At 68.1% G+C, this 26606-nt stretch carries 9 protein-coding genes; 8 read left to right on the plus strand and 1 reads right to left on the minus strand.

Annotation, left to right across the window (positions count from 1 at the left end):
- The first annotated feature begins 29 nt into the window (after positions 1–29).
- From NSE01_RS06820 to NSE01_RS07080, 8 genes are all read left to right on the plus strand, one after another.
- The gene (locus tag NSE01_RS06820) at positions 30–1676 is read left to right on the plus strand and encodes a hypothetical protein (protein WP_147158883.1); all 1647 of its coding nucleotides are present in this window, start codon (positions 30–32) and stop codon (positions 1674–1676) included.
- Positions 1676–2023: a PilZ domain-containing protein gene (locus NSE01_RS06825; RefSeq protein ID WP_147158884.1), complete on the plus strand. Its 348-nt coding sequence runs from the start codon at positions 1676–1678 to the stop codon at positions 2021–2023. The genes NSE01_RS06820 and NSE01_RS06825 overlap by 1 nt, the downstream gene beginning before the upstream one ends.
- 52 nt (positions 2024–2075) lie before the next feature.
- Positions 2076–3986 carry a TolC family outer membrane protein gene (locus NSE01_RS06830; protein WP_147158885.1) on the plus strand — a complete coding sequence of 637 codons (1911 nt, stop codon included), beginning with the start codon at positions 2076–2078 and terminating at the stop codon, positions 3984–3986.
- Positions 3987–4085: 99 nt separating this feature from the next.
- Entirely contained in the window at positions 4086–23942 is a 19857-nt protein-coding gene (locus NSE01_RS21860) for a beta strand repeat-containing protein (protein WP_281289482.1), read from the plus strand.
- Between the two features lie 126 nt (positions 23943–24068).
- Complete coding sequence (locus tag NSE01_RS07065) at positions 24069–24665, plus strand: pyridoxamine 5'-phosphate oxidase family protein (protein WP_147158886.1); 597 nt, start codon at positions 24069–24071, stop codon at positions 24663–24665.
- A 235-nt stretch (positions 24666–24900) separates the two neighbouring features.
- Positions 24901–25365: a nuclear transport factor 2 family protein gene (locus NSE01_RS07070; RefSeq protein ID WP_147158887.1), complete on the plus strand. Its 465-nt coding sequence runs from the start codon at positions 24901–24903 to the stop codon at positions 25363–25365.
- 11 nt (positions 25366–25376) lie between these two features.
- Positions 25377–25625: a hypothetical protein gene (locus NSE01_RS07075; protein WP_147158888.1), complete on the plus strand. Its 249-nt coding sequence runs from the start codon at positions 25377–25379 to the stop codon at positions 25623–25625.
- Between the two features lie 91 nt (positions 25626–25716).
- A complete protein-coding gene (locus NSE01_RS07080) occupies positions 25717–26232 on the plus strand; it encodes a hypothetical protein (RefSeq protein WP_147158889.1) in 516 nt (171 codons plus the stop codon).
- A gap of 39 nt (positions 26233–26271) precedes the next feature.
- Here NSE01_RS07080 and NSE01_RS07085 read toward each other — a convergent pair whose 3' ends face one another.
- The gene (locus tag NSE01_RS07085; RefSeq protein ID WP_147158890.1) at positions 26272–26604 is read right to left on the minus strand and encodes a DUF779 domain-containing protein; all 333 of its coding nucleotides are present in this window, start codon (positions 26602–26604) and stop codon (positions 26272–26274) included.
- Positions 26605–26606: the final 2 nt, after the last annotated feature.

Here is a 26606-nt window from a genome sequence, read left to right on the forward strand (position 1 = left end):
GAAAAGGCTCTGCCGCCGGATCCTCCGCCATGGAAAAGAAGCTCCGCGCCGAACTCCTCAAGATGGCCGTCATCATGGCGGTCCTCGTCGGGCTCGGCATCTATGCCCACGAATTCGTGATCGACGGCATCAAGGCCAAGATGGCGCTCAACCTGTCGATCTTCGCTGTCTTCGGGGTCGCGGCGGGCATTGCCTTCCGCAACGTCCTCTCGCTGCGCAACGAAGTCGTCGCGCTCCACGCGCTCCAGGTCGATTACGGCGAGCGCGCCAAGCGCCCGCGCGATCCCTATGCGAAGCCCGCCATCGTGTTCCGCGAACCCGAACTGCTCGGCCAGGGCTACCGCCTGATCGCCGAGGAACTGGGCAAGCAGGACCACCTCGAGATCGGCGCGGACACCGTCCAGACGCTGCTCCACGATGTCGATCAGCGCATCAATGATCGCAAGTCGACCATTCTCTACTTCTCCGGCCTGATGGTCTTCCTTGGCCTGCTCGGCGCGTTCATGGGCCTGATGAAGACAGTCCATTCGGTGTCCGACCTGATCGGCGCGATGGACCTGTCGGGCGCTGCCGGCGCCGACAGCTTCGGCAAGATGATCGAGGGCATGAAGGCCCCGCTCAACGGCATGTCGGTGGGTTTCAGCTCGTCGCTGTTCGGCCTGATGACCTCGATGGTCCTCGGCGCGCTCGAACGTTGCATGACGAGCGCGATGAAGACCCTGCGAGGCGAGTTCGAGCATTGGCTTTCCAATCTCGCCCAGCTCGAAGCCGGGCAGGGCGAGGCGGCCACCAGCCCCTCGCGCGATTTCGGCTCGGTCCGCCGAGCGATCGAGGCAGGGGCGGCGGAACTTGCCGAACTGCGTGCCGCGATCATCGGGCTTGCCCGCGATGCCGGATCGACGAGGCAGGAAATCGCCGGGCTCACCGCTGCGGTCGGCACGCTGGGCGATGTCGTCGCCGGGCTCTCCGATCCGCGCCAGTTGCTGCGCCCTGTGTCCGACGCGGTGGCGGAACTGGCGCACAACCAGTCCGACATGCTCGCCCAGCTGCGCGCGCTCCATGAGGATGCCGCGGCCGACCGCGCGCATATCCGCGCCACGCTCGCCGCGCTCGGCGTGCTGGCAGAGCGGTCTGCCGCGCTCGATGGCGACGAGATCCACCGCCAGCTCGATAGCCTCATCACGCTGGCGGGCGAAGCGCAGCATATGCCGCATGGCTCTGCCGCACCGCGCGAGATCGCGCCGCTGCCGTCATCCGCTTGGGATCGTTTCGCGGCATGGTTTGGCCGTTCTCCGCGCACCGCAGCGCGGCGTCAGCTCGTCGAGGCGCGGCGCCTGCGCCATGAGATGCAGGGCAGCCTTGCCGCCAACCGGCGCGCCATGCGCGAGATGGCCGGCCGGCTCGACCGGCGGCTGGAGCGCCTCGCCACTGCGTCCGCGCACCACCGCGATGCGATTGCCCGGCTGGACTTGCGCAGCGCCGAGCACCGCGCCGCGTTCGAGACTTTCGCCGCGGCCATGGCTGCCTCGCCGGATACCGGTTCCATCCAGCTCGGCGATGCGCGCACCGAAATGGAGCGCCTGCGCCGCCGCCTCGACATGCGCTTCGAGGAGCCGGTGGCGCAACCGCCAGAGGGCAATGAAGCCACTCCCACCACCCAGCGCGGAGCGATGTGATGCCGCTGAAGTTCCACCCGTTCGGCCGCCGCCCCGTCTTCTCGCGCGCCGACGTGCGCCACGATTGCCGGATCGACGGCGAGATCGTGCTGACCGAGAAGATGGTGAGCTACGAGGGCCGCCTCATCAACCTTTCGCGCGGCGGCGCGATGTTCCGCCCGCGCCTTGCTTACCTGATGAACCGCCGAGGAGATGCGGTGCAGGTACAGGCCGCCGGCCTCGCCCTCGTCGGCGAGATCGTCGCAACCACCCCTCTCGGCTTCGGCATCTGCTTCGAGACGCTGCTTGGCGAGAGCGAAATGGACCACCTGCTGGCCCATCGCAGGGTGGAGTCTGACGCCGCCTGAGGGGCGCGCAAGGGCGATCCCCTAGGGCCTGCTTGCACCGCAATTAACTACGATGGTCGCAGACCGGGACAGGATCGGAAAGATCGAGAAGGAAGCCGAGGTGCTGCACTCCCTTGCCAGACTGCCGCTGACGGCGCTCGCCGCAGGCGCGGCGCTTGCGGGGGTCACGGCGCGCGCTGCCGAGCCTGCCCCTGCCGCCACTCCGGCGTCCCCGCCGCAGCTGGCCTATGTTCTCGAAGGGCTGGACGGTCCCGATCTGGTCACCGCATCCGGAGCGGGCATGGGCCATGGCGCGGCCATGCCGCCCGCCTCTGTGCTGCCGCCACCACCCGCACCGCTCCCTCAAACGCTGATCCGGCTCGCTTCGGCTGGCCCGCTTTTCCCCGTTCCCTTCGCGCCGGCCATCCTCACCGACGTCGTCCCGCCGCTCCCGCTTCCAGAGCTCGCCGCCGCGCCCGCACCGGTTCCGGCTCAAGGGCCGATGCCCGATGGTTCGGCGCTCGCGGCCAGCGTCACCGCGGATGGCGAGCTTCCCCCGCTCGATCCGGCGCAGCCCGCCGTGGCCGAAGCGCGGCCACGGCGGGCTGTCCTCTCGCTGCTCGATGCGCCTCCGCCCGTTCCGGCAGAGCCCGATGCACCTGATCCCGGCCCAGATCCCGGCCCAGATCCCGGCCCAACCTCTCCGCCCCCGACCGGGACGGCAGGAACCGAATCCCTCACCGATGCCATCATCGCCTCGCTCAAGGGCAATCCGGAGATCCAGATCTCGCTCGCCCAGCAGGACGATGCCCGTTACGCAGTGAACGAGGCCCGCGCCGCCTACCTGCCGCGCGTCGATGTGACCGGCGCGTGGGGCCGCGAGTTCGCGCGCAGCATTCCGCAGGCGCCCACCCAGCGCTTCCGCAGCGAAGCGACCATCGCGCTCAACCAGAACCTGTGGGACTTCGGCGTCACTATCAACGATATCAAGCGCGCCCGCGCCAGCTACCGTTCCGCGCAATGGGGCACGCGTGAGCGGATCGAGGCGATCTCCTACGATATCGCCAATGCCTACCTCGGCGTCCTGCTCCAGCAGAGCCTCGTTGCACTGGCCGATGGCGAAATCGCCTCGGTGCAGAAGATCCTGCGCATCGTCACCGTGCAGAAGGATCTCGGCCTCACCACCGCCGCCGATGTCGAGCGTGCGCGGACCCGGCTCGACAATGTCCGCTCGCAGCTGCTCGATCGGCAGAGCGCGCTCGAGCAGGCACGCAATGCCTACAAGCGCCTTACGGACCACATGCCCCTCCGCGCGGCGGAGGTGCCCGCCGCCGGCGCTGCGCTTCCCGAAAGCGCTGATGTCGCGGTCGATCTGATCGACACACGCAGCCCGCGCCTCGCGCAGGCCGTCGAAGACCGCCGCTCGCTCGACAAGCAGTACGATAGCCAGGCCGATACCGCGCTGCCGCGCCTTGGCCTCACCATCGCCAGCGATTACCGGCAGGACGTGCTCGGCTCGACTGGCCGCGCCGTCGATGCCCGCGCGATGGTGACGTTCTCCTACCGGCTCTACAACGGCGGCGCGGCCACCGCGACCAAGCGCCGCATTGCCGCGCGTCTGCGCCAGGCCGATTACGAGCTCGACCGCCGCCGCCGCGAGGTGGAGCAGGACATCCGCATCGATTACGCCAGCCTCGGCGCCGCGCGCGAGAAGATCGCCACGATTGAGGCGGAAATCGCCTCGGCCGAGAAAGTCGCCGATCTCTACAAGCAGCAGTTCCGCGGCGGGCGGCGCACCGTGTTCGATCTGCTCGACGCCGAACAGCTGCTGTTCGCCGCCAAGGCCAAGCAGACCGCCAACCAGATCGCCCTGCGCGCCGCCGAGTACCGCGTGCTCCAGAAGCTCGGCGGACTGTTCGATCTCGTCAGCGGCGGCCAGCCGCTCCCCGATCTCGTCCAGCCCGCCCCCGGCAGCGAGGACTGAGCAGGCCCTCTCCGCCGCATACGTGAAGTACCGGAGCGCGCTCTGGCCCAAGCCCTAAGCACGCGGGCGCTAGAATCGCCGCCCATCCACTGAGGTCTTATGGTCAAGATCGTTCGCGCCAAATCGGGTTCCACCGGCCAGCCACTCGGCGGCAAGGGCCCGCCTCATCTCGCGCCCGAAGCGGAAGGCGCGCAGGCCGCGGTTGCGAAGCAGGACCTGGGCGCGGCCAAGGTCGTCCAGCTCGATGCGGACGACAAGGCCCGGCTCGGTGTCAAATACGCCCCGTTCAAGGTCGAGATTGCCGATGTCGACGTCGTGCTCGTGTTTACGGACGGCACGCGCATCATCATCCCGGGCATGGCGCTGGCCGCATTTTCAGGCCGCAAGCCGATCATCGTGTTCGCCGACAAGGAATTTTCGGCGGACGAGACGGTCGGCATGGTGGGCGAGATCAATCCGCAGAACCCCAACCTCGAGCTTCACCTCAGCAGCGCGGATGCGACCAAGCCGACCGAGGCCAAGCAGCCTGCCGGCGCCGTCCAGCCCGAGGATTCCGCGCAGGCACAGGCTGATGCCGCCGCCAAGCAGGAAAAGCAGCACAAGTCCGACATGACCGGCAAGGCGCTGACCGAGAAGATCAGCGATTCCCCGCCGCAAACCGCAACGTCGCCGGGCGTGCAGTCTCCCCGTTCCGCGACGCCCGCACCGGAAGATGCGCTGGGCCCTGCCGGTATCGGCAAGCTCGTCCCCAAGCTCACCTTCACGCTCTACAACTCGGAAGGCGTGACCCGCAGCACCGAGAACGGCGAGACGGTCATCAAGGGTGATACCGGTGGCCCCGGCTCGGCCAAGGATGCCGCTTTCGCCGCTCAGTCCGCGCCCGAAAGCATCGAGGGCACCGCGGGCAGCGACGTGCTCTATGCCGATGACCCCACCCATGCGCCGCAAGGAAGCAGCCTGCGCGTGCTGCATGTGGTCGCCGAAGTGCCGGCCAAGGGCCTCCAGCTGCTGCAAGTGCTGATCCCCTCGCTCCCGCCGGGCTACGGCATCGTCAACGGCACGCTGACCGACAAGGGCTGGCTCGTCACGATCGATCAGGGCAAGATCGAGAAGCTGACGACGACCACCGACCCGGCAACCGGCAAGACCGTGCCGATCCCCGCCAGCCAGTCGCACTTCGCGTTCGATGTGCAGCTCACCTACAAGCTGCCATCGACCATCGCCGAAGCCGCCGCCAATGGCTTCAAGGACGAGTTCTATTTCCCGGTGCTGCTCGGCCTCTCGGCAGACGGCAAGACATCCTCCTATTCGGTCTCGGTCTCGACGCATTTCGGCATCAAGGACGTTGTCGATCAGGCCGGGATGACCGTGAAGGATCCCGTCACCGGTGAGCCGATTTACGTCCTCTTCGCCAATCCGCCCGGCACCAATATCAATGCGGGCGCGGGTGACGACCACGTTGGTGCGGGCGCGGGCGCGGACAAGATCGATGGCGGCACCGGCTTCGATGTGGCCGACTATCATCTCTCCGGCGAAGGCGTGGATGCCAACCTTGCCACCGGCAAGGGCAAGGGCGGCGCGGCGGAAGGCGACACTTACGTCAACGTCGAGGGCCTGGTCGGCTCTAACTTCAACGACCGCCTTACCGGCGATGCGGGCGACAACACGCTGATCGGCGGCAAGGGTGCCGACGTGCTCGATGGCGGCGCGGGCACGGATACGGCGGACTACAGCGGGGCATTCGATGGCGCGCCTGCGGGTGCGAAGGGTGTCGAGGTGTTCTTCGACGGCACCCCTTCGCGCGGCGGAGAGGCGGAAGGCGACACGCTGTTCAGCATCGAACACCTGATCGCCACGGGCCGCAACGACATCATCCACGGCGGCGCAGCCGACGAATGGACCGAAGGCGGCGCGGGCGACGACGTGATGACCGGCAGCGCCGGAGCGGACCGCTTCGACGGCGGCGCCGGCGTGGATACGCTCGACTACAGCGGCTCGGCCACCGGCGTCGATGCGCGGCTCGATGGCACGGCGGGCAAGGGCGGCGATGCCGAGGGCGATACCGCCTTCGGGGTCGAGAACATCACTGGCTCGGCCTTCGACGATGTGCTCACCGGCGATGCCGGAGACAACGTGTTGACCGGCGGCGCGGGCGCGGACCGGATCGATGGTGCGGGCGGGATCGATACGGTCGATTTCAGCACCAGCGCCGTTGCCGTCGAAGTCTATCTCGATGGCCGCGCCAGCCACGGCGGGGATGCCGAGGGCGATACTTACGCGAATATCGAAGTGCTCAAGGGCAGCGCCTTCGATGACCACCTTGTCGGCGGGAAGGGTGATGAAACGCTTCAGGGAGGCGCGGGCGACGACGTGATCGAAGGCGGCTTCGGTTCCGATCTGCTCGATGGCGGCGCCGGCTTCGACATTGCGAGCTATGCCGGTTCCAGCGCCGGGGTGCGGGTCGCGCTCGATGGCGCGCTGCGCGATGGCGGCGATGCGGTGGGGGACCGCTTCATCAGCATCGAGGGCCTCGAAGGCTCGGCCTTTGCCGACACGCTGCTGGGTTCTGCGGGCAGCGATCTGCTGCGCGGCCTTGGCGGGGACGATATCCTCGCTGGCCTCGGCGGAGCCGATACCATCGATGGCAGCGACGGGTTCGACACCGCCGACTACAGCGCCTCGCGCTTCGGCGTCACGGTGCGGCTCGATGGCATGCTCTCCGAAGGCGGCGATGCCGAGGGTGACCGGCTCACCAATATCGAGAAAGTCGTCGGCAGCGCGCGTGACGATACCCTGATCGGTGCGGGCGGAGACGACACGCTCGTCGGCGGCGACGGCAACGATACGCTTTCCGGCGGCGCCGGGGCAGATACGCTGCTCGGCGGCACCGGCTATGATACGGCTGATTATTCCGGCTCCGGCGCAGGCATTTCGGTCGCGCTCGATGGCACTGCGGGCGTCGGCGGCGATGCCGCTGGCGATGTGCTGCGCGGGATCGAGGCGCTCACCGGCTCCGCTTTCGCCGACCGACTCGGCGGTGACGCGGGTGACAACACGCTCTCGGGCAAGGGCGGCGATGATACGCTGACCGGCGATTTGGGCGCGGATACCCTGATTGGCGGCGATGGCTTCGATACGGCCGACTACTCCGCTGCCGGCGGCGCGGTCACCGTGCGGCTCGATGGCAATGCCTCCTCCGGCGATATCGCCGAGGGCGACCGGCTTTCCGGCATCGAGCGCCTTGTCGGCGGCGCTTATGCCGATACCCTGATCGGCGATAGCGGCGACAACGCGCTCGAAGGCGGCGCGGGCGATGATACCCTGCGCGGCGGTCTCGGTGCCGATAGGCTCGCCGGTGGCAGCGGGCAGGACACCGCCGACTACAGCGATTCAAACACCGCCGTTCAGGTCAACCTCGCCGCGAATACCGGGCTTGGCGGCAGCGCTGCGGGCGATAGCTTCAGCAGTATCGAGAACGTCTCGGGCTCGGCCTATGCTGATCGCCTCATCGGCGATGCCGGGGCCAACCGCCTCTCCGGCGGCGCGAGCGATGATCTGCTGGCGGGCGGCGGCGGGGCAGACCTGCTCCAGGGCGGCGAAGGCTTCGATACGGCGGACTACGGCGCCTCGGGCGAAGCGGTTACCGTTGCGCTCGATGGATCGGCGGGCAGCGGCGGCGATGCGGCGGGCGATCAGCTTGAAGGCATCGAAGCGCTCACCGGTTCGGCCTTTGCCGATCGCCTTTCCGGCAATGACAGCGCCAATACGCTGAACGGCGGCGCGGGCGACGATGTGCTCGCCGGCCTTGGCGGGGCTGATCGGCTGATCGGGGGCGACGGCTTCGACACCGCCGACTACAGCGCCAGCGCTACCGGCGTGGCCGTCGGCAATGATGGCTCGGTCGGCCTTGGCGGCGATGCGCAGGGCGATACGCTGACCGGTATCGAGCGCGTGCTCGGCTCCAGCTTCGATGATCGCCTCACTGGCGGCGCGGGGGTCGATACGCTCGATGGCGGCGCGGGCAACGACCGGCTCGATGGCGGTTCGGGGGCAGATACGCTGATCGGTGGGCTCGGCATCGATATCGTCGATTATGGCCGCTCCGAAGCCGGGGTGAACGCCGGTCTCGATGGCGGCGCCAATTCCGGCGGCGATGCCGGGGGCGACCAGTTCAGCGGGGTCGAAGGCATTTCAGGCTCCGCGTTCGGCGATATCCTGCGCGGCTCTGGCGATGCCGATGTGCTGCTCGGCCAGGGCGGCAACGACACGATCTACGGCAGCGCCGGGGCCGATATTCTCGATGGCGGCGCCGGTGCGGACGTCGCCGACTACAGCGCCAGCAGCGCCGGCGTGCGCGTCGATCTCGCGCTTGGTAGCGCCAGCGGCGGCGATGCGGATGGCGATACGCTCACCGGGATCGAAGGGGTCATAGGCACGGCCTTCGCCGATACGCTCGATGGCTCGGCCGGCAATGACACCCTCATCGGCGGCACGGGGGATGATGTGATCGAAGGCCGCGGCGGTGCCGATATGCTCGATGGCGGCGCGGGTTTCGATACCGCGAGCTACGAGGACAGCCGCAGCAGGATTTCGCTCACACTCGATGGTTCGGCGGGCCAGGGCGGCGATGCCGAAGGCGATTCCGTCACCGGCTTCGAGCGCATCCTCGGCTCGGCCTACGACGATACGATCACCGGCGTCGGCGCGGCGGAAACGCTTGAAGGCGGCGGCGGGGACGACCGCCTTTTCGGCGCGGGCGGCGATGACACGCTGCGCGGCGATGCGGGCGACGACATGCTGAATGGCGGCGCCGGGGCCGATGTGCTCGAAGGCGGAGCCGGGTTCGATACAGCCGACTACAGCGCCTCTTCCGCCGCGGTCACCGTCAATCTCGGATCAGGCACGGGCGCGGGCGGCGATGCCGAAGGCGACCAGCTCTCCGGCATCGAAAGCGTGCAGGGTTCCGCCTTCGATGACCAGCTCACCGGCACCGCCTCCGCCGACCGCCTGATCGGCGGCGATGGCAACGATATGCTGAGCGGCGCGGCGGGGGACGATACCCTGCTCGGCGGTGCAGGCGATGATGTGATAGACGGCGGCACTGGCGCCGATGTGATCGACGGCGGAGGGGGCTACGACCGCGCGGACTACAGCCTCTCCGGCTCGGGCGTCAGCGTCTATCTCGATGGCACCACCGGCTTTGGCGGCACCGCCACCGGCGATACGCTGGCCGGGATCGAGGAAGTCATCGGCAGCGGCTATGACGACCGGCTCACCGGCGCGGGTGCGGACGAGACGCTGCGCGGCGGTGGCGGCAACGATGTGCTCACCGGGCGCGGCGGGGCAGACGTGCTTGATGGCGGCGCGGGCATCGATACCGCAGATTACAGCACCTCGGCCTTGGGTGTGGCGGTCGATCTCGCTGCCGGCACCGGCACGGGCGGCGATGCGGAGGGTGATACCCTCATTTCCATCGAACACCTGATCGGCTCGTCCGGCGCGGACCGGCTCTATGGCGCGGCGAGCGATGACACCATCGAAGGCGGCGCGGGCGACGATCTGCTCGCGGGCCGCGACGGAGCGGACATTCTGCTCGGCGGCGCGGGGAACGATATCATCGATGGCGGCGCTGGCGCGGACACCCTCGAAGGCGGGGCCGGGTTCGATACGGTCGACTATTCCGGCTCGAGCGAAGGCATTGTCGCGGGCCTCGGCGGCAGCATCGGCATAGGCGGCGATGCGGCAGGCGATACGCTCACCGGGATCGAACGCCTCGTCGGTTCGGCGTTCGACGACCGCCTGCTCGGCAGCATCAACGACGATACGCTCGAAGGCGGCGCGGGCAGTGACACGCTCATCGGCGGTGAGGGCAACGACACTCTGCGCGGCGGCGCGGGTGACGACATACTCGATGGCGGCGCCGGTGCGGACCGGATCGAGGGCGGCGACGGGATCGACACCGTCGACTACGGCACCTCGGCGCAAGCCGTAACCGTGCGGCTCGATGGCACCGTCAGCACCGGCGGCAGCGCCGAGGGCGACCAGCTTCTCGGCATCGAGAACCTCACCGGCTCGGCCTATGACGATACGCTGATCGGCGATGCGGCAGCCGAGACGATCTCTGGCGGCGCGGGCGACGATACGATCATCGGCGGCGCGGACGATGACCGCCTGCTCGGCGGCAGCGGTGACGATGTGCTCACCGGCGGGCTCGGCGCCGACGTGATCGACGGCGGATCGGGCATCAACACCGCCAGCTACGCGGGCGCGGCATCCGGCGTCGCGGTCGATCTTTCCGGCGCGTTGGGGACCGGCGGCGAGGCGGCTGGCGATTCGCTGACAGGTATCCAGCGCCTCATCGGCTCGGCCTATGCCGACAATCTCGGCGGCGGCGCGGGCAGCGAGACCATCCTCGCGGGCGCGGGCGACGATGTGCTGCGCGGCAGCGCCGGGGCCGACATGCTCGATGGCGGCTCCGGCACCGACGAGGTCGATTACAGCGCCAGCGATGGCGGCGTCACGGTCATGCTCGATGGCTCGATCGGCGTGGGCGGCGATGCGGCGGGCGACCAGCTCACCAGCATCGAAGGCGTCATCGGCTCTTCGCTCGATGATCGGCTGACCGGCAACAGCGCGGCCAACCTGCTCGATGGCGGGGCGGGCAACGATGTGCTCAAGGGCGCCGGCGGCGACGATACGCTGCGCGGCGGCGCGGGCAACGATCTGCTCGATGGCGGCGCAGGGTCCGATCTCATCGATGGCGGCGATGGTTCGGATACTGTCGATTATTCGGGTTCGACCTCCGGCGTCTCGGTTTCGGTCGATGGCTCGGTTTCCACTGGCGGATCGGCGGAAGGCGACCGGCTGCTCAATGTCGAGAACCTCATCGGCTCGGACTATGCCGATACCCTGCGCGGCACTGTGGCGGACGACAGCCTTTTCGGCGGTGCGGGCGATGATGTGCTCACCGGGCGCGGCGGCGCCGATCTGCTCTATGGCGGGACCGGCTTCGATACAGCGGACTACAGTGACGCCAGCGGCGGTGTTGCCGTCTCGCTCGCCGCCGGGCGCGGCACCGCCGGGGATGCGGCGGGCGACCGGCTCGACAGCATCGAGCGCCTCGTCGGCTCGGCCTTTGCCGATCAGCTGACCGGCTCCTCGCAGGCCGATACGCTGGAAGGCGGCGCGGGGAACGACGTTCTCGCCGGCCTTGGCGGTGATGACACGATCCTCGGCGGGGCGGGCGACGACATGATCGACGGCGGCGCCGGTGCCGATGCGATCGATGGCGGCGCCGGGCACGATACGGTCGACTATTCGGCCTCGCTTGTCGGCGTGAACGTCACGCTTGCCGGGGGTGCCAGCGCCAGCGGCCTTGCCGAAGGCGATGTGCTCACCAGTATCGAGGAAGTAATCGGCTCGGCCGACGCCGACGTCATCACCGGCAGCGCGGCCGATGAAGTGCTGCACAGCGAAGGCGGGGACGATATCCTGCGCGGTGGCGGCGGCGCGGACGTGCTCGATGGCGGTTCAGGCATCGATACAGCGGACTTCTCGCGCGCGGCGGGGGGCGTCACGCTCAGCCTCCTGACCGGCGGCACGGGCGGCGATGCGGCGGGCGACAGTTTCGTCTCGATCGAGATCGTCGAAGGCAGCGAGTTCGACGACAGCATCGCAGGCTCTGCCGCAGATGATGTGCTGCGCGGGCGCGGCGGGAACGATCTGCTCGATGGCGGCGCCGGTGCCGATGTGCTCGATGGCGGCGCGGGCAACGACGTGCTGCGCGGCGGCGCGGGCGCGGATCTGCTGCTCGGCGGCGCGGGATCCGATACCGCCGATTATTCGACCTCCGCCGCCGGTATCGCGATCAACCTCGATGGCTCGCTCTCAGCGGGCGGCGATGCGCAGGGCGATACGCTGTCCTCGATCGAGAACGCGATCGGTTCCGCCTTCGACGATACCATCATCGGCGCCTCGCAGGGTGAAGTGCTCGATGGCGGTGCCGGCAACGATGTGCTCTCCGGCCAGGGTGGCAGCGATACGCTGCTGGGCGGCGCGGGCGACGATATCCTTGCGGGCGGCGTGGGAGCAGACCTGCTCGACGGCGGGGATGGCTTTGATACCGCGAGTTATGCCGATTCCGCCGCCGGGGTCATCGTGCGCCTCGATGGCGGTCCCAATGGCAGTCTGGCCAGCGGCGGCGATGCCGAAGGCGATATGCTTACCAGCATTGAAGGCGTGATCGGCTCGGCGCAGAACGATACGATCATCGGCGGCGCTGCGGACGACCGGCTCGACGGCGGTGCGGGTGACGACGTGCTGGTCGGCGGGGCAGGCAACGATGTGCTGCTCGGCGGCAGCGGCGATGATGAACTCACGGGCGGGCTCGGCGCCGATGTGATCGATGGCGGCACGGGCATCAACACCGCCAGCTATGCGGGCGCGGCTTCCGGCGTCGCGGTCGATCTCTCGGGCGCGGCCGGCACTGGCGGCGAAGCAACCGGCGATCAGCTCACCGCCATTTCGCGCCTCATCGGCTCGGCCTTTGCCGATACGCTCGGCGGCGGCAGCGGTAGCGAAGCGATCCTTGCCGGCGGGGGCGATGATACCCTGCTCGGCAGCGCCGGAAACGATCTGCTCGATGGCGGCAGCGGCTTCGATACGGTGAGCTACGCTGGATCGGGCGCGGCGGTCACCGCCTATCTCGATGGCCGGGGTGGCAGCGGCGGCGATGCGGCGGGGGATGTCCTGATCGATATCGAGGGCCTTGTCGGCTCGGCGTTCGACGACCAGCTCAGCGGCAGCGACAATGCCGACCGGATCGACGGCGGTGCGGGCAACGACACGCTCTACGGCGGCGGGGGCAACGATGTGCTGCTCGGCGGCGCGGGCAACGACGTGATCGTTGGCGGCGACGGCGCCGATGCGATCGATGGCGGGCTTGGCAACGATACCGCCAGCTATGCAAGCTCCACCAGCGGCGTGACCATCGCGCTTGATGGCAGCGTGGGCGCGGACGGCGCGGCGGGGGATACGCTCACCAGCATCGAAGTGCTGGTCGGCTCGATCTACTACGACCGGCTCGGCGGCGGCAGCGGCAGCGAAACCATCCGCGCGGGCGATGGTGACGATACGCTCGTCGGCAGTCTTGGCGCCGATACGCTTGTCGGCGGCGATGGCACCGATACGGCGGACTATTCCGGCTCGACCGGCGCGATCAGTGCCGCGCTCGATGGGCGCATCGGCAGCGGCGGGTTTGCGGCGGGCGACGTCCTCTCGGGGATCGAACGGCTTGTCGGTTCGGCTTACGGGGATACGCTCGGCGGCGGCATCGGCAGCGAGACGCTCGATGGCGGCGCGGGCGATGATACGCTCACCGGCTCGATCGGCGCGGATGTGCTGATCGGCGGCACCGGGTTCGATACGGCAGATTATGCGGCTTCCGCCAGCGGCGTGGCCATCGCCGCCGATGGCAGCGTGGGCAGCAGCGGCGATGCGGCGGGCGATACGCTGAGTGGGATCGAGCGCGTGGTCGGCTCGGCCTTTGCCGATACGCTCGGCGGCAGCGCGGGCGCCGATACGCTCGAAGGCGGCGCCGGCGATGATGTGCTTTCCGGCGGCGCCGGTGACGACACGCTGCTGGGCGGCGCGGGCGACGATGCGATCATTGGCGGCAGCGGTGCGGACGTGATCGATGGCGGCACCGGCTTCGACCGGCTTAGTTATGCGACCTCCGCTGCGGCGATCCAGCTCAACCTCGCGAGCGGCCTCGGTTCCGGCGGTGATGCTGCGGGCGACCGGGTCAGCGGGATCGAGCAGGTCGAAGGTTCGGACTTCGATGACACCATTACCGGCGCTGCGGCGGATGAAGTCCTGCTCGGCGGGGCGGGCAACGATACGCTTTCCGGCGGGGCGGGCAGCGATACGCTCGCGGGCGGGATCGGCGATGATCTGCTCGCGGGCGGGGCGGGCGCCGATGTGCTCGATGGCGGCGCGGGCTTTGATAGCGCCGATTACAGCGCCAGCACCGCAGCCGTGCAGATCACGCTCGATGGCTCGACCGCGACGGGCGGCGATGCCGAGGGCGATAGCCTGACCGGCATCGAACGTGTCGTCGGCACGGCCTTCGGCGATGTGATCATCGGCGGTTCGGCAGCGGAAACGCTGGAAGGCGGCGGCGGGAACGACACGCTGACGGGCGGCGGCGGCGGGGATACCCTGCTCGGCGGTGCCGGGGATGATCTGCTGCGCGGCGGCGCCGGGGCCGATGTGCTCTCCGGCGGCGACGGCTTCGATACGGCGGACTACGGCACCTCCGATGCGGCGGTGCAGATCGTGCTCGATGGCTCTCCGGCGAGCGGCGGCGATGCCCAGGGCGATGTCCTCATCGGGATCGAGCGCGTCAACGGCTCCGCCTTTGACGACATGCTCACGGGCAGCGCCAGTGCGGAAACGCTTTCGGGCGGCGCGGGCGATGATACGCTCGTCGGCCTTGCCGGGGATGATGCGCTGCTCGGCGGCTCGGGCGATGATCTGCTCGATGGCGGTGCCGGGGCAGACCGCATCGATGGCGGCAGCGGCTTCGATACGGTCACGTATGCTGCGTCCTTGGCAGGCGTCACCGCCTCGCTTGGCGGCACGGCGGGCATCGGCGGCGATGCGGCGGGCGATACGATCACCAATGTCGAAGTGCTGCGCGGTTCCGCCTTTGCCGATACCCTGATCGGCCGCAGCGGCGCGGAAACGCTTTATGGCGATGCGGGGGACGACACGCTGGTCGGCACCGCAGGTTCGGACATGCTCGACGGCGGTGCGGGCTTCGACACGGCAGACTATTCGGCTTCCGCTGCCGGGGTCACCGTCAATCTCGATGGCACGGTTTCCAGCGGCGGCGATGCGGCGGGCGATATGCTCACCGATATCGAGCGCGTCGTCGGTTCGGCCCAGGCCGATAGCCTGCGCGGCGCGGATGGCAACGACACGCTCGAAGGCGGCGGCGGCAACGATACGCTGCTCGGCGGCGCCGGGGCGGATACCCTGCTCGGGCAGGAGGGCGATGATACCCTCGTCGGCGGCCTCGGCGCGGACGTGCTCGATGGCGGCGCGGGCACCGATACGGTCGATTACTCGGCCTCGGCCAGCGGCGTTAATGCCGGGCTTGATGGCGGGGCCAACACTGGCGGCGATGCGGCAGGCGATGTGATCGCCAATGCCGAAGTGCTGATCGGCAGCGCCCTTGGCGATACCCTTCGCGGCGGGACGGGGGCGGATAGCTTGCTCGGCGGGGCGGGCGATGACGTGCTCAAAGGGAGTGCGGGTGCGGACGTGCTCGATGGCGGCGCGGGCCTGGATATGGCCGACTATTCGGCGAGCAGCGCCGGGGTTACCGTCAATCTCGCCAATGGCACTGGCACCGGGGGCGACGCGCAGGGCGATGTGCTCACCAGTATCGAGATGGTCGTCGGCTCAGCGCAGGCCGACCGGCTCACCGGCAGCAACAACGCCGATGTGCTGCTTGGCGGCGGCGGCAACGATGTGCTGCTCGGCGGGCTTGGCGATGACACGCTGAGCGGCGGTACGGGCAACGACACGCTCACCGGCGGCGCGGGCAGCGATGTGCTCGATGGCGGCGCAGGCACTGATACGGCCGATTACTCGGGCTCGATCCAGGCCGTGCGCGTCGCGCTCGATGGCAGCACCGGCTCGGGCGGCGATGCCGAAGGCGATGTGCTCACCGGCATCGAGATCGTGATCGGCTCGGCGCAGGGCGATACGCTGATCGGCGCCGATGCGGATGAAACGCTGCAAGGCGGTGCGGGCGACGATACGCTGATCGGCGGCGGCGGCGCTGATGCGCTCGTTGGCGGCGACGGGTTCGACACGGCAGACTATTCCGCGGCGAGCGCTGCCGTCGCGGTCGCTCTCGATGGCAGCGCCGGCACCGCAGGCGATGCGACCGGCGATACGCTGTCTACCATCGAGCGGCTGATCGGCTCGTCCGCCGACGATACGCTTGGCGGTTCGGCGGGTGATGACACCATCCTTGGCGGCGACGGGGCCGATATCATCAGCGGCGGCGCGGGCAACGATACGCTCTTCGGCGGGACCGGAGACGATAAGCTGATCGGCGGCGCAGGGGCGGATGCGCTCGATGGCGGTGCGGGCTTCGATACCGCGAGCTATGCCGGATCGGCCAGCGCGGTCACCGTCACGCTCGGCGGCGCGGCGGGCAGCCGCGGTGATGCGGCGGGCGATACTCTGGTGAGCATCGAACAGCTGATCGGCTCGGCCTTCGACGACCGCCTCACCGGTTCCGCCGCCAACGAAACCTTCCGCGCCGGGGCCGGTAACGATGTGGTCACCGGCGGCGACGGGGACGACGAACTCTTTGGCGAGGCGGGCGACGATACGCTGATCGGCGGCACCGGGGCAGACCTGCTCGACGGCGGCCTCGGCACCGATACCGTGTCCTACGCCACCTCGCTCAGCGCCGTAACCATCAACCTCGATGGCACCGCCTCGGTCGGCGGCGATGCGGATGGCGATGTCATCCTCAATGTCGAACGCGTGATCGGCTCGGGCTTCAACGATGTGTTCAACGGCTCGGCGAATGCCGATCAGATTGATGGCGGCGCGGGGGACGACCTCTTTAACGCCAGCGCCGGGGTCGATCTGCTCACCGGCGGCGCAGGGTTCGATACCGCGGACTACAGCGCCGGCACCGCTGCCGTCACCGTGCGCATGGATGGCGCGGCGTCCTCTGGCGGGCTTGCCGAAGGCGATGTTCTGAGCGGTATCGAGCAAGTCATCGGCACGGCCTTTGCCGATACGGTGGTCGGCTCGTCTGCTGCCGATACGATCCTCGGCGGCGATGGCGACGATACGCTATCGGGCGGCGCGGGCGCAGACAGCCTCTCCGGCGGCAATGGCGATGATACGCTGATCGGCGGCACCGGGGCGGACGCGCTCGATGGCGGTGCGGGCTTCGATACGGCCGACTATTCGGGCGCTGCCTCCGCCGTTGCGGTGCGCATGGACGGGGTCTCCGGCACGCTTGGCGATGGCCTCGGCGATGTGCTCACCGGGATCGAGCGCGTCGTCGGCTCGGCTTATGCCGATAGCCTGCTCGGCTCCGCTGCGGCGGATGTCATCGAAGGCGGCGCGGGTGATGATGCGATCCAGGGCGCGGCGGGCGATGACACGCTGTCCGGCGGCAGCGGCAACGATACGCTCGAAGGCGGCCTCGGTGCAGACCAGATCGACGGCGGCCTTGGCGCCGATATCGCGGACTACGCCAATTCGGCCTCGGGCGTCACTATCGCCACCGACGGCAGCACCGGCAGCGGCGGCGATGCCGCGGGCGATGTGCTCACCGGCATCGAGACGATCCGCGGCTCTACCTTTGCTGACATGCTCGGCGGCAGCGCGGGCGCAGATACCCTGCTTGGCCAATCGGGCGATGACGTGCTGGCAGGCCTCGGCGGCGCAGACGTGCTCTCCGGCGGCGAAGGCTTCGATACGGCAGACTACGCGGCCTCCACCGGCGCGGTCACTGTCGATCTCGCCGCAGGCACCGGCACCACGGGCGATGCAGCCGGCGATACCCTCAGCAGCATCGAACGCGTCGTCGGCTCGGCCTTTGCGGACCGCCTGACCGGTTCGGCCAATGCCGATGTGCTCGAAGGCGGCGCGGGCGATGATCGGCTCGATGGCGGCGCGGGGGCGGATACCCTGCTCGGCGGCGCGGGTGATGATACGCTGATCGGCGGCACCGGCAGCGATGTGCTCGATGGCGGCACCGGCTTCGACACGGCGGACTACACCGCCAGCACGCAGGGCGTGACGGTCTACAACAACGGCGTCGATCCGGGATCGGGCGGCGCGGCCACGGGCGATGTGCTGATCGGCATCGAGCGCGTGCTCGGCTCCGCCTTTGCCGATGTGCTGGTGGGCGGAAGCGCCGCTGAAACCCTGATCGCGGGCGATGGCAACGATGTGATCGAAGGCGGCGCAGGCGCCGATGCGATCGATGGCGGCGCCGGCTCCGATACCGCATCCTACGAACACGCCGCCGCTGCGGTTACCGTCAGCCTTGCGGCTGGTGGCGGCAACGGCAGCGGCTCGGCGGGCGAGGCGGCAGGCGATGTCCTCACCGGGATCGAGCGCCTGCTTGGTTCGGACTATGGCGATACGCTGATCGGCGGCGCGGCGGTCGATACGCTGGAAGGCGGCGCGGGCGATGATCTGCTTGTCGCGGGCGCGGGCATCGACACGATGATCGGCGGCACCGGCAACGATACCGCCGATTATTCCGGCGCGGCCGCCGGGATCGCCATCGCGCTCGATGGCAGCGCCGGCAGCGGCGATATTGCAGCAGGCGACAGGCTCACCGGGATCGAAGGCGTGATCGGCTCGGCCTATGCCGATACGATCACCGGCACGTTCTCCAACGACACGCTGAGCGGCGGCGGCGGCAACGATGTGCTGTCGGGCGGTAGCGGCGCGGATATGCTGCTTGGCGGCGCGGGCGATGATCTCCTTTCGGGCGATGGCGGCGCCGATGTGCTCGATGGCGGCGCGGGGACCGATACCGTCAGCTACGCAGGCTCGGTCAGCGGCGTTGCCGTCGATCTTGCCGCAGGCACCGCCACCGGCGGCGATGCACAGGGCGATACCTTCGTCTCGGTCGAACGCTTCACCGGCTCGCGCGGCAGCGACACGTTCATCGGCGGCACCGGCGACGACTGGTTCGATGGCTTCGACGGCAACGACACGCTCTCTGGCGGCGGGGGCAATGATACGCTCCTTGGCGGCATCGGCGATGATACGCTCTCGGGCGGGGCCGGGGCCGACACCATCGACGGCGGCGCAGGTTCCGACACTGCCGACTATTCCGCATCTTCGTCCGGCGTCACCATCCGCACCGGCGGCGCTTCCAGCGGCGGCGATGCCGAGGGCGATACGCTTGCCAATATCGAGCGCGTCGTCGGCTCGGCTTTCGCGGACCGCTTCGAAGGCCGCAGCGCAGACGAGGAATTCGTCGGCGGTGCGGGGGACGATACGTTCATCGCCTCGGGCGGCGCGGATATCTACCACGGCGATGCGGGAATTGACGTGGTCGATTACTCTGCCTCCACCAGCAGCGGCATGCTGATCTACATGGACGGCGGCTTCGGCGGCACCGGCGATGCGGCGGGGGACCGGCTGTTCGATATCGAAACCGTGATCGGCTCGGCGCAGAACGACACGATCATTGCCGCAGCCACCGGCTCGACCATCCTTGCAGGGAGCGGCAACGATACGCTGACCGGCGCGGACGGCGCGGACGTGCTCGATGGCGGCGCGGGGGATGACACCATCGTCACCGGTCTCGGCGCCGATCAGGTCACGGGCGGATCGGGCACCGACATTGTCGATTACCGCAATTCGAACGCCGCGATCACGGTCACCAACAATGGTTCGGCGGGTTCCGGCGGCTGGGCTGCGGGCGATGTCCTGTCCGCCGTCGAGGTGATCTACGGCTCGCTCAACTATGGCGATACGCTGCGCGGCGGCACAACTGCGGCCACCGCGCTCTATGGCTGGGGCGGCAACGATACCTTCGTCTCGTTCGGCCAGGCAGACAGCATCGACGGCGGCACCGGCAGCGATACGGTCGATTATTCGGCCAGCCTTACCGGCGTGACCGTGCGGCTGGACGGCACGGCCTCCAGCGGCGGCGATGCGGAGGGCGATACGATCACCGGCGTCGAACGCGTGATCGGCTCGGCATTGGCCGATACGCTGATCGGGGCGGGCTTCAACGAGACGCTGCTCGGCGGAGATGGCGACGATACGCTGGTCGGAGGGGCCGGGGCGGATACGCTCGACGGCGGCAACGGCTTCGACACGGCGGACTATTCCAACGCAGGCGGTGTGATCGTGCGCATGGACGGCACGGCGGGCAGCGCGGGCGAGGCCAATGGCGATGTGCTGCTCAACGTTGAACGCGTGATCGGCTCGGCGCTGTCCGATGTGATCTATGGCTCCGCGAACGCCGATACGATCTTCGGCGGCGGCGGCGATGATGTGCTCGCACCGGGGCTCGGCGCCGATACGCTCGATGGCGGCGCGGGCACCGATACGGTGGACTATACGAGCTCCGCCAGCGCGCTGACGGTGAACGTCACCAATGCCGCGCTCTCCACCGGGCTGGCGCAAGGCGATACCTTTGCGAACATCGAGGTATGGTCGCTTTCTGCCTTCAACGACAGCTTCATCGGCGCTGCCGGCGCGGAAACCGTCTACGGCAATGATGGCAACGACACGCTCGATACCGGTGCGGGGAATGACACGCTCTACGGCGGCAACGGCAACGATACGCTGATCGGCGGCACCGGCACCAACAACACCGGCGGCGATGCGGATGGCGATTTCTTCGTTCCCGGCACGGTCGAGAACGCCATTGGTTCGGCCTTCGACGATACGATCACCGGCAGCGCGGGTGTGAACACCCTCCGGGGCGGCGCCGGCAACGATGTGATCCTCGGCGGCGCCGGAGCAGACGTGATGGATGGCGGCACCGGCACCGATACCGTCAGCTATCTCGGCGCGGCGGTCGGCGTCACCGTCAGCCTCCTCACCGGCACGGCGAGCGGCGGCGATGCGGCGGGTGATACGCTCACCGGGTTCGAGAACATCCAGGGCGGCAACGGCGCCGATACGCTGACGGGCGATGCGAATGCCAACACGATCTGGGGCAGCTTCGGCAACGATACCATCCAGGGCGGTGCGGGGGCCGATACGCTCTATGGCGACGACGGCGACGATACCATCGACGGCGGCGCGGGGGCCGATGTGCTCGATGGTGGCAACGGCGCCAACACGCTGAGCTATGCTTCCGCCGCATCGGCGGTCGCCGCCAGCCTAGCGACGGGCACCGGCACGCTCGGCGAGGCGCAGGGCGATACCTTCACCAACTTCGTCAACCTGATCGGCTCAGGCTTCAACGATACGCTTGTCGGCAGCAATGGCGGCAACACGATCCGCGGCGGCGCCGGTGATGATAGCATCGATGGCGGCGCCGGGAGCGACGCGCTCTATGGCGATGCCGGCAACGACACGTTCCTCGGCGGCAGCGGCTTCGATTTCATGGATGGCGGTGCGGGCACCGATACCGTCGATTATTCGGGTGCCGGCAGTTCGGTAACGGCGGATCTCAATGCCGGCAGCGGCACGGCCGGCGATGCGCTCGGCGATACTTATGTCGCCATCGAGAACCTCACCGGCTCGGCCTTTGGCGACGTGCTTCAGGGCAATGCATCGAACAATGTGCTCAGCGGCGGCGATGGCAACGATGGCCTCGTCGGCCTTGGCGGGAATGACATCATTCTCGGCGGCAATGGCAACGATACGATTTCCGGCGGTTCCGGCGCCGATGCGCTCGATGGCGGCGCGGGCGTCAACACGCTGTTTTTCGGCACCAACGCCAGCTTCCCCAACAGCGTCGCCGTGACCACCGGTGTCACCATCAATCTCGACGGTGTCACGCTCGGCGTGGGCGGCGATGCGGCGGGCGATACCTACAAGAACTTCCAGATCATCTATCTCACCAACCAGAACGACAGCGTGACCGGCACTGCCGCCGATGAATGGTTCCGCGGTCTTGGCGGTGCGGATGCGATCAACGGCGGCGCGGGCACCGATACCGTCAGCTACTACGGCTCGGGCGCGGTCACCGTCGGGCTTGATGGCACCGCGGGCAGCGGCAACGAGGCGCAGGGCGACGTTCTCACCAACATCGAGATACTGCAGGGCACCCAGTTCGACGACACGCTCTGGGGCGGCTCCGGCGACAACACGATCTACGGCATGGAAGGCAACGATACGCTGCGCGGCGATGCCGGCGCCGACTTGCTCGATGGCGGCACAGGTTCGGACACCGTCAGCTATGCGAGCTCTGCATCCGGCGTCATCGCCAGCCTGCTGGCCGGTAGTGGCAGCGCCGGTGATGCGGCAGGCGATGCCTATGTCAGCATCGAGAACCTCACCGGCTCGGGCAGCGCCGACACGCTGATCGGCGATGCTGGTGCCAACGTGCTGAGCGGCGGCGCGGGCGATGATTTCCTGCGCGGCGGGGCCGGCGCCGATACGCTGAGCGGCGGCAACGGCTTCGACACGGCCGACTATTCGGATTCCACCGCCGCCGTCTCGGTCTATCTCGATGGCACCTCGGCCAACGGGGGCTTCGCGCAGGGCGATGTGCTGACCTCGGTCGAAGGGCTGATCGGCTCGTCCTTCAACGATACGCTGGTCGGCTCGAATTCGAACGAGACCATCAGCGGCGGCGACGGCGATGATACGATCAGCGGGTTCGTCGGCGATGACACGCTGAACGGCGGAAATGGCAACGACTTCATCGACGGCGGCACCGGGGCCGACACCGTGGACGGCGGTGCAGGCACCGATACGTTCACTTATGCCAATTCGACCGGCGGGGTGACCGCGTATCTCGATGGCACCGCCGGTAGCGGCAACGAGGCCACCGGTGACCGCATCACCGGCGTCGAGATCCTCATCGGCTCCGCTTTCGACGATACGCTGTGGGGCACCGCGGGTGCGGACACGTTGCAGGGCGGCAATGGCAACGACGTGCTGGTCGGCGGCGCGGGGGCAGATGTGCTCGATGGCGGCGCGGGGGCGGACAGCGTCTCCTTCGCCAATTCCGCCAGCGCGATCATCGCAAGTTTCGCCAGCGGCAGCCTCGTCGTCGCGGCGTCCGATGCGGTGGGTGACAGCTACATCTCGATCGAAGGCGTCGTCGGCTCCGCGCTGGACGATACCCTGCGCGGCGGGGCGGGTATAGAACTGCTCGATGGCGGCCTCGGCGATGATACGCTCTACGGCAGCGCCGGTGCCGATACGCTCATCGGCGGCGGCGGGTTCGATACGATCGACTACTCCGCCTCCGCTTCGGCGATCACCGCCCGGCTCGATGGCACGGCGTCCGGCGGCGGTGACGCAGCGGGCGATCTGCTCTCGGGCATCGAGCAAGTGATCGGCACCTCGCTCGCGGATACCTTCCTCGGTTCCGGCGCCGACGAAACCTTCCGCGGCGGCGGCGGTGACGACACGATGACCGGCGGCGCGGGCAACGACACGCTCTATGGCGAGGCGGGCAACGATCTGCTGAACGGCGGCCTCGGCAGCGACCTGCTCGATGGCGGCGCGGGCACCGATACGGCGACTTATGCCAATTCCACGCTCGGCGTTGCAGCCAACCTTGCGGATAGCTCGTTCAACACCAACGAGGCGGCGGGCGATAGCTATGCCAGCATCGAGAACCTGATCGGCTCGGCCTTCAATGACCGGCTTACCGGTGACGGCGCCAACAACGTGCTCGATGGCGGCGCAGGCAACGATCGGCTCGCGGGCGGCGCGGGCGCAGACAGCCTGATCGGCGGCGCCGGAACCGATATCGCCGATTACTCGCAATCGGGCAGCGCGGTGGCCTTGTCACTCGGCGGCGGCGGCGCGGGGACCGGCACCGGCAGCGCGGGCGATGCTGCGGGCGATACCCTGTCCGGCATCGAAAGCGTGATCGGTTCCAGCTTCGCCGATAGCTTCACGCTGATCCTCGGCGCGGGCTTCAGCGTGGATGGCGGGGCGGGCAGCGATACGGTCGCGCTCGCCGCCAATGCCGGCACGGTCGATTCCGCGCAGCTCGCCGGAGTGCTCAGCCGGGTCGAGACGATAGACTTCACCGCCAGCGGCACCAACGCCAGCCTCACGGTCGATGCCAGCTTCATCCAGAGCGTCACCGGCGCGGGCAACGCCTCGCACCTGACGGTCGATTTCGATGCAGGCGATACGCTGCAGATCGGCAGCGGGGCATTCTATACCCAGAGCGGGAACGACTACGCCTTCTACAGCGACAGCAGCCTGACGACGACCGTGGCGCAGCTTTCGGTGATCTGAGGTGCAGGTTTCAGGGCTGGGGACGCCCGCCATCCGTTTTGTGCAAGGGTGCCTTGCGGGCCGGGCGGCTGGTCGCCCGCCGCGGCAAAGCTAAAACAGGTCCAACACCGCATGAAGGTTCCGCACATGACAGACCCTACCGATCACGCCTTCTCACCCTCGGTAAAGGCCGCGCAGATCCGCAAGGGTTCGCGCCGCCACTATGCCGGGATGATGATGGCGGACCGGGTGGATGCCCGTCTTGCCGCCTTCATTGCAGAAGTGCGCAGCTTCTACCTCGGCACTGCAAGCGCAGATGGCCAGCCCTATATCCAGCATCGCGGCGGCCCCAAGGGCTTCCTCAAGGTGCTCGATGACCAGCGCCTCGGCTTCGCCGATTTTCGCGGCAACCTGCAGTACATCACCACCGGCAATGCGGCGGAAAACCGCAAGGCGTTCATCTTCCTGATGGATTACGCGCACCGCCAGCGGATCAAGATCTGGGGCGAGCTCGATGTGATCGAAGGCGATGCCGAACTCAACGCGGCGCTCGCCATGCCCGGTTATCGCGGCGTTCCCGAACAGGCGATGGTCTTCACGATCACCGCGTGGGACATCAATTGCCCGCAGCACATCCCGCAATTGCTGCACGCAGAAGATGTCGCCGCAGCGCTCGCCACGCGCGACGAGCGGATCGCCGCGCTCGAAGCACAGCTCGCCGCCCTTTCAAAAAATGGAACATAGCGTTGCAGTTTATCCCTCTACCAAAGCTAAGTCCCAATACCTACATAGAGTGAGCAGCCGCCGGTTCCCCCCCCCTCCCTTCCCGGCGGCCCCTAGCGCTCTGGCGGCACATCCCTGGCCGCGCAGAGCCCCAGCACCCGGGCGGGAGCCATCCCCCCCCCGCATTCCTGCCCGGGTGCCACCCTTTTTATTCGGTTCTACCGATCCTCTCCCAGCCTCATGGAAAGGCCCTGTCATGTCGCGTCCGCCGCTCCCGCCGTTCACCGCTGAAACCGCCGCCCAGAAGGTGCGCCTTGCCGAAGACGGGTGGAACACCCGCGATCCCAAGCGCGTCGCGCTCGCCTATACCGAGGACACCCAGTGGCGGAACCGCGCCGAGTTCGCGCAGGGCCGCGCCGCGGCCGAAGCGCTGCTCACCCGCAAGTGGGCGCGCGAGCTGGATTACCGCCTCGTCAAGGAACTCTGGGCCTACACCGAGAACCGCATCGCGGTGCGCTTCGCCTATGAATACCACGACGACAGCGGCCAGTGGTTCCGCGCCTATGGCAACGAGAACTGGGAATTCGACGAACACGGCCTCATGCGCCGCCGCATCGCCAGCATCAACGAACACCCCATCCGCGCCGACGAACGCAAGCTCGATTGGCCGCTCAGCCGCCGCCCCGATGATTATCCCAGCCTCACCGAGCTGGGTTTCTGAAAGCCAGACCGATGAAACTCGCCCGCACCCGCCCGCTCGCCTTGCATCTCTGCTTCGAACGCCTCAACGCCCGGCCGGAATGGCTGGAAAGCTGGTTGCTCGGCTGGGCCCTGCTCCTCGCCTGGGGCGCCTTCGCGTTCTTCATCTTCCCCCCTGCTGCGGCAGTGCCCGCGCAGGCCGTGTTCTTTGCGGGCCTGTTCCCGTGGATCCTGCTGCCGGTTGTTCAGGCCTCGGGCTCGAAGCCCTGCGGCCAGCGGTGAGCGGGGCGGACAGGTTCAGCCGCTAGCGGGGTGTCTGGGATTGGTGGTTAGCTGCCGTTGCACCCACATCCTCTGCTGATAAGTTCGTTTGATGGGACACCACATCAACGCGCTAATCGGCACCAATGAAGCCTTGAAAAGTCTCGTTGCTCGGCTTGGTTCACCCGCACCAACGGAGCTTTCGTTCGGTCTCGTCATCATCCCGTTAGATGAGCAGCGCCTTGATGATCTCGCGATTTCGATAGAACCGGCGATCAACGGGTTCACGTACCTAACGCCGCTGATGGCCCAGAGGATTGCGGCCGCGCTAAGTGGTCCAACTCTTTACGTCGAAACGGAATACTTCGGTGGAATTGGGGGGCAGAGCGCCGCCTATTTCGAGAATGGCCAGTTAACGTGGTGGGGCGCAGAATCGACCGAAACGCCTTCGGCTGGATCGCCGCTCGCTGAATTGTATGAAAAGACCTCGAAGGGCGGAAAGTCACCGATCAATGAAGGGCTCAGAAGGCTCGGCGTAGTTCGGTCCCACGAGCGCGACGAGTTTGATCAGGTCGGGCTTCGGCGCTTCAGGTCACTGGAGGACCTGGGCATCGAATATCCGGACTAGCCAAATGACCGCTACGGGGTCGAGAGCGGTCATCCAAACCTAAACCGCACACGCCCCGCTGCGGATCAGAAACCGCTTCTCACGCCCGTTGTCCAGGCTGAACATGCCCCCGCGCCCCGGCACGGCATCGAGCAGAAGGTCCAGATTGCTGGCCCACGCCTCCGCCTGCTGCGCGCCGATGTAGAAGGGCATGCCGCCCACCTCGCCCAGCAGCACGTCCCCGGCACCCACGCGGAACTCGCCCGCAGGGTAGCACATCGGGGAGGAGCCATCGCAGCACCCCCCCGATTGGTGGAACAGCACCGGCCCATGCTCGGCGACGATTGCGCCGAGCAGGGCCAGCGCTTCCGGCGTGGCGGAAACGCCGCTCATTG

Origin of the sequence: Novosphingobium sediminis (assembly GCF_007991615.1) — a bacterium.
Lineage (GTDB): Bacteria > Pseudomonadota > Alphaproteobacteria > Sphingomonadales > Sphingomonadaceae > Novosphingobium > Novosphingobium sediminis.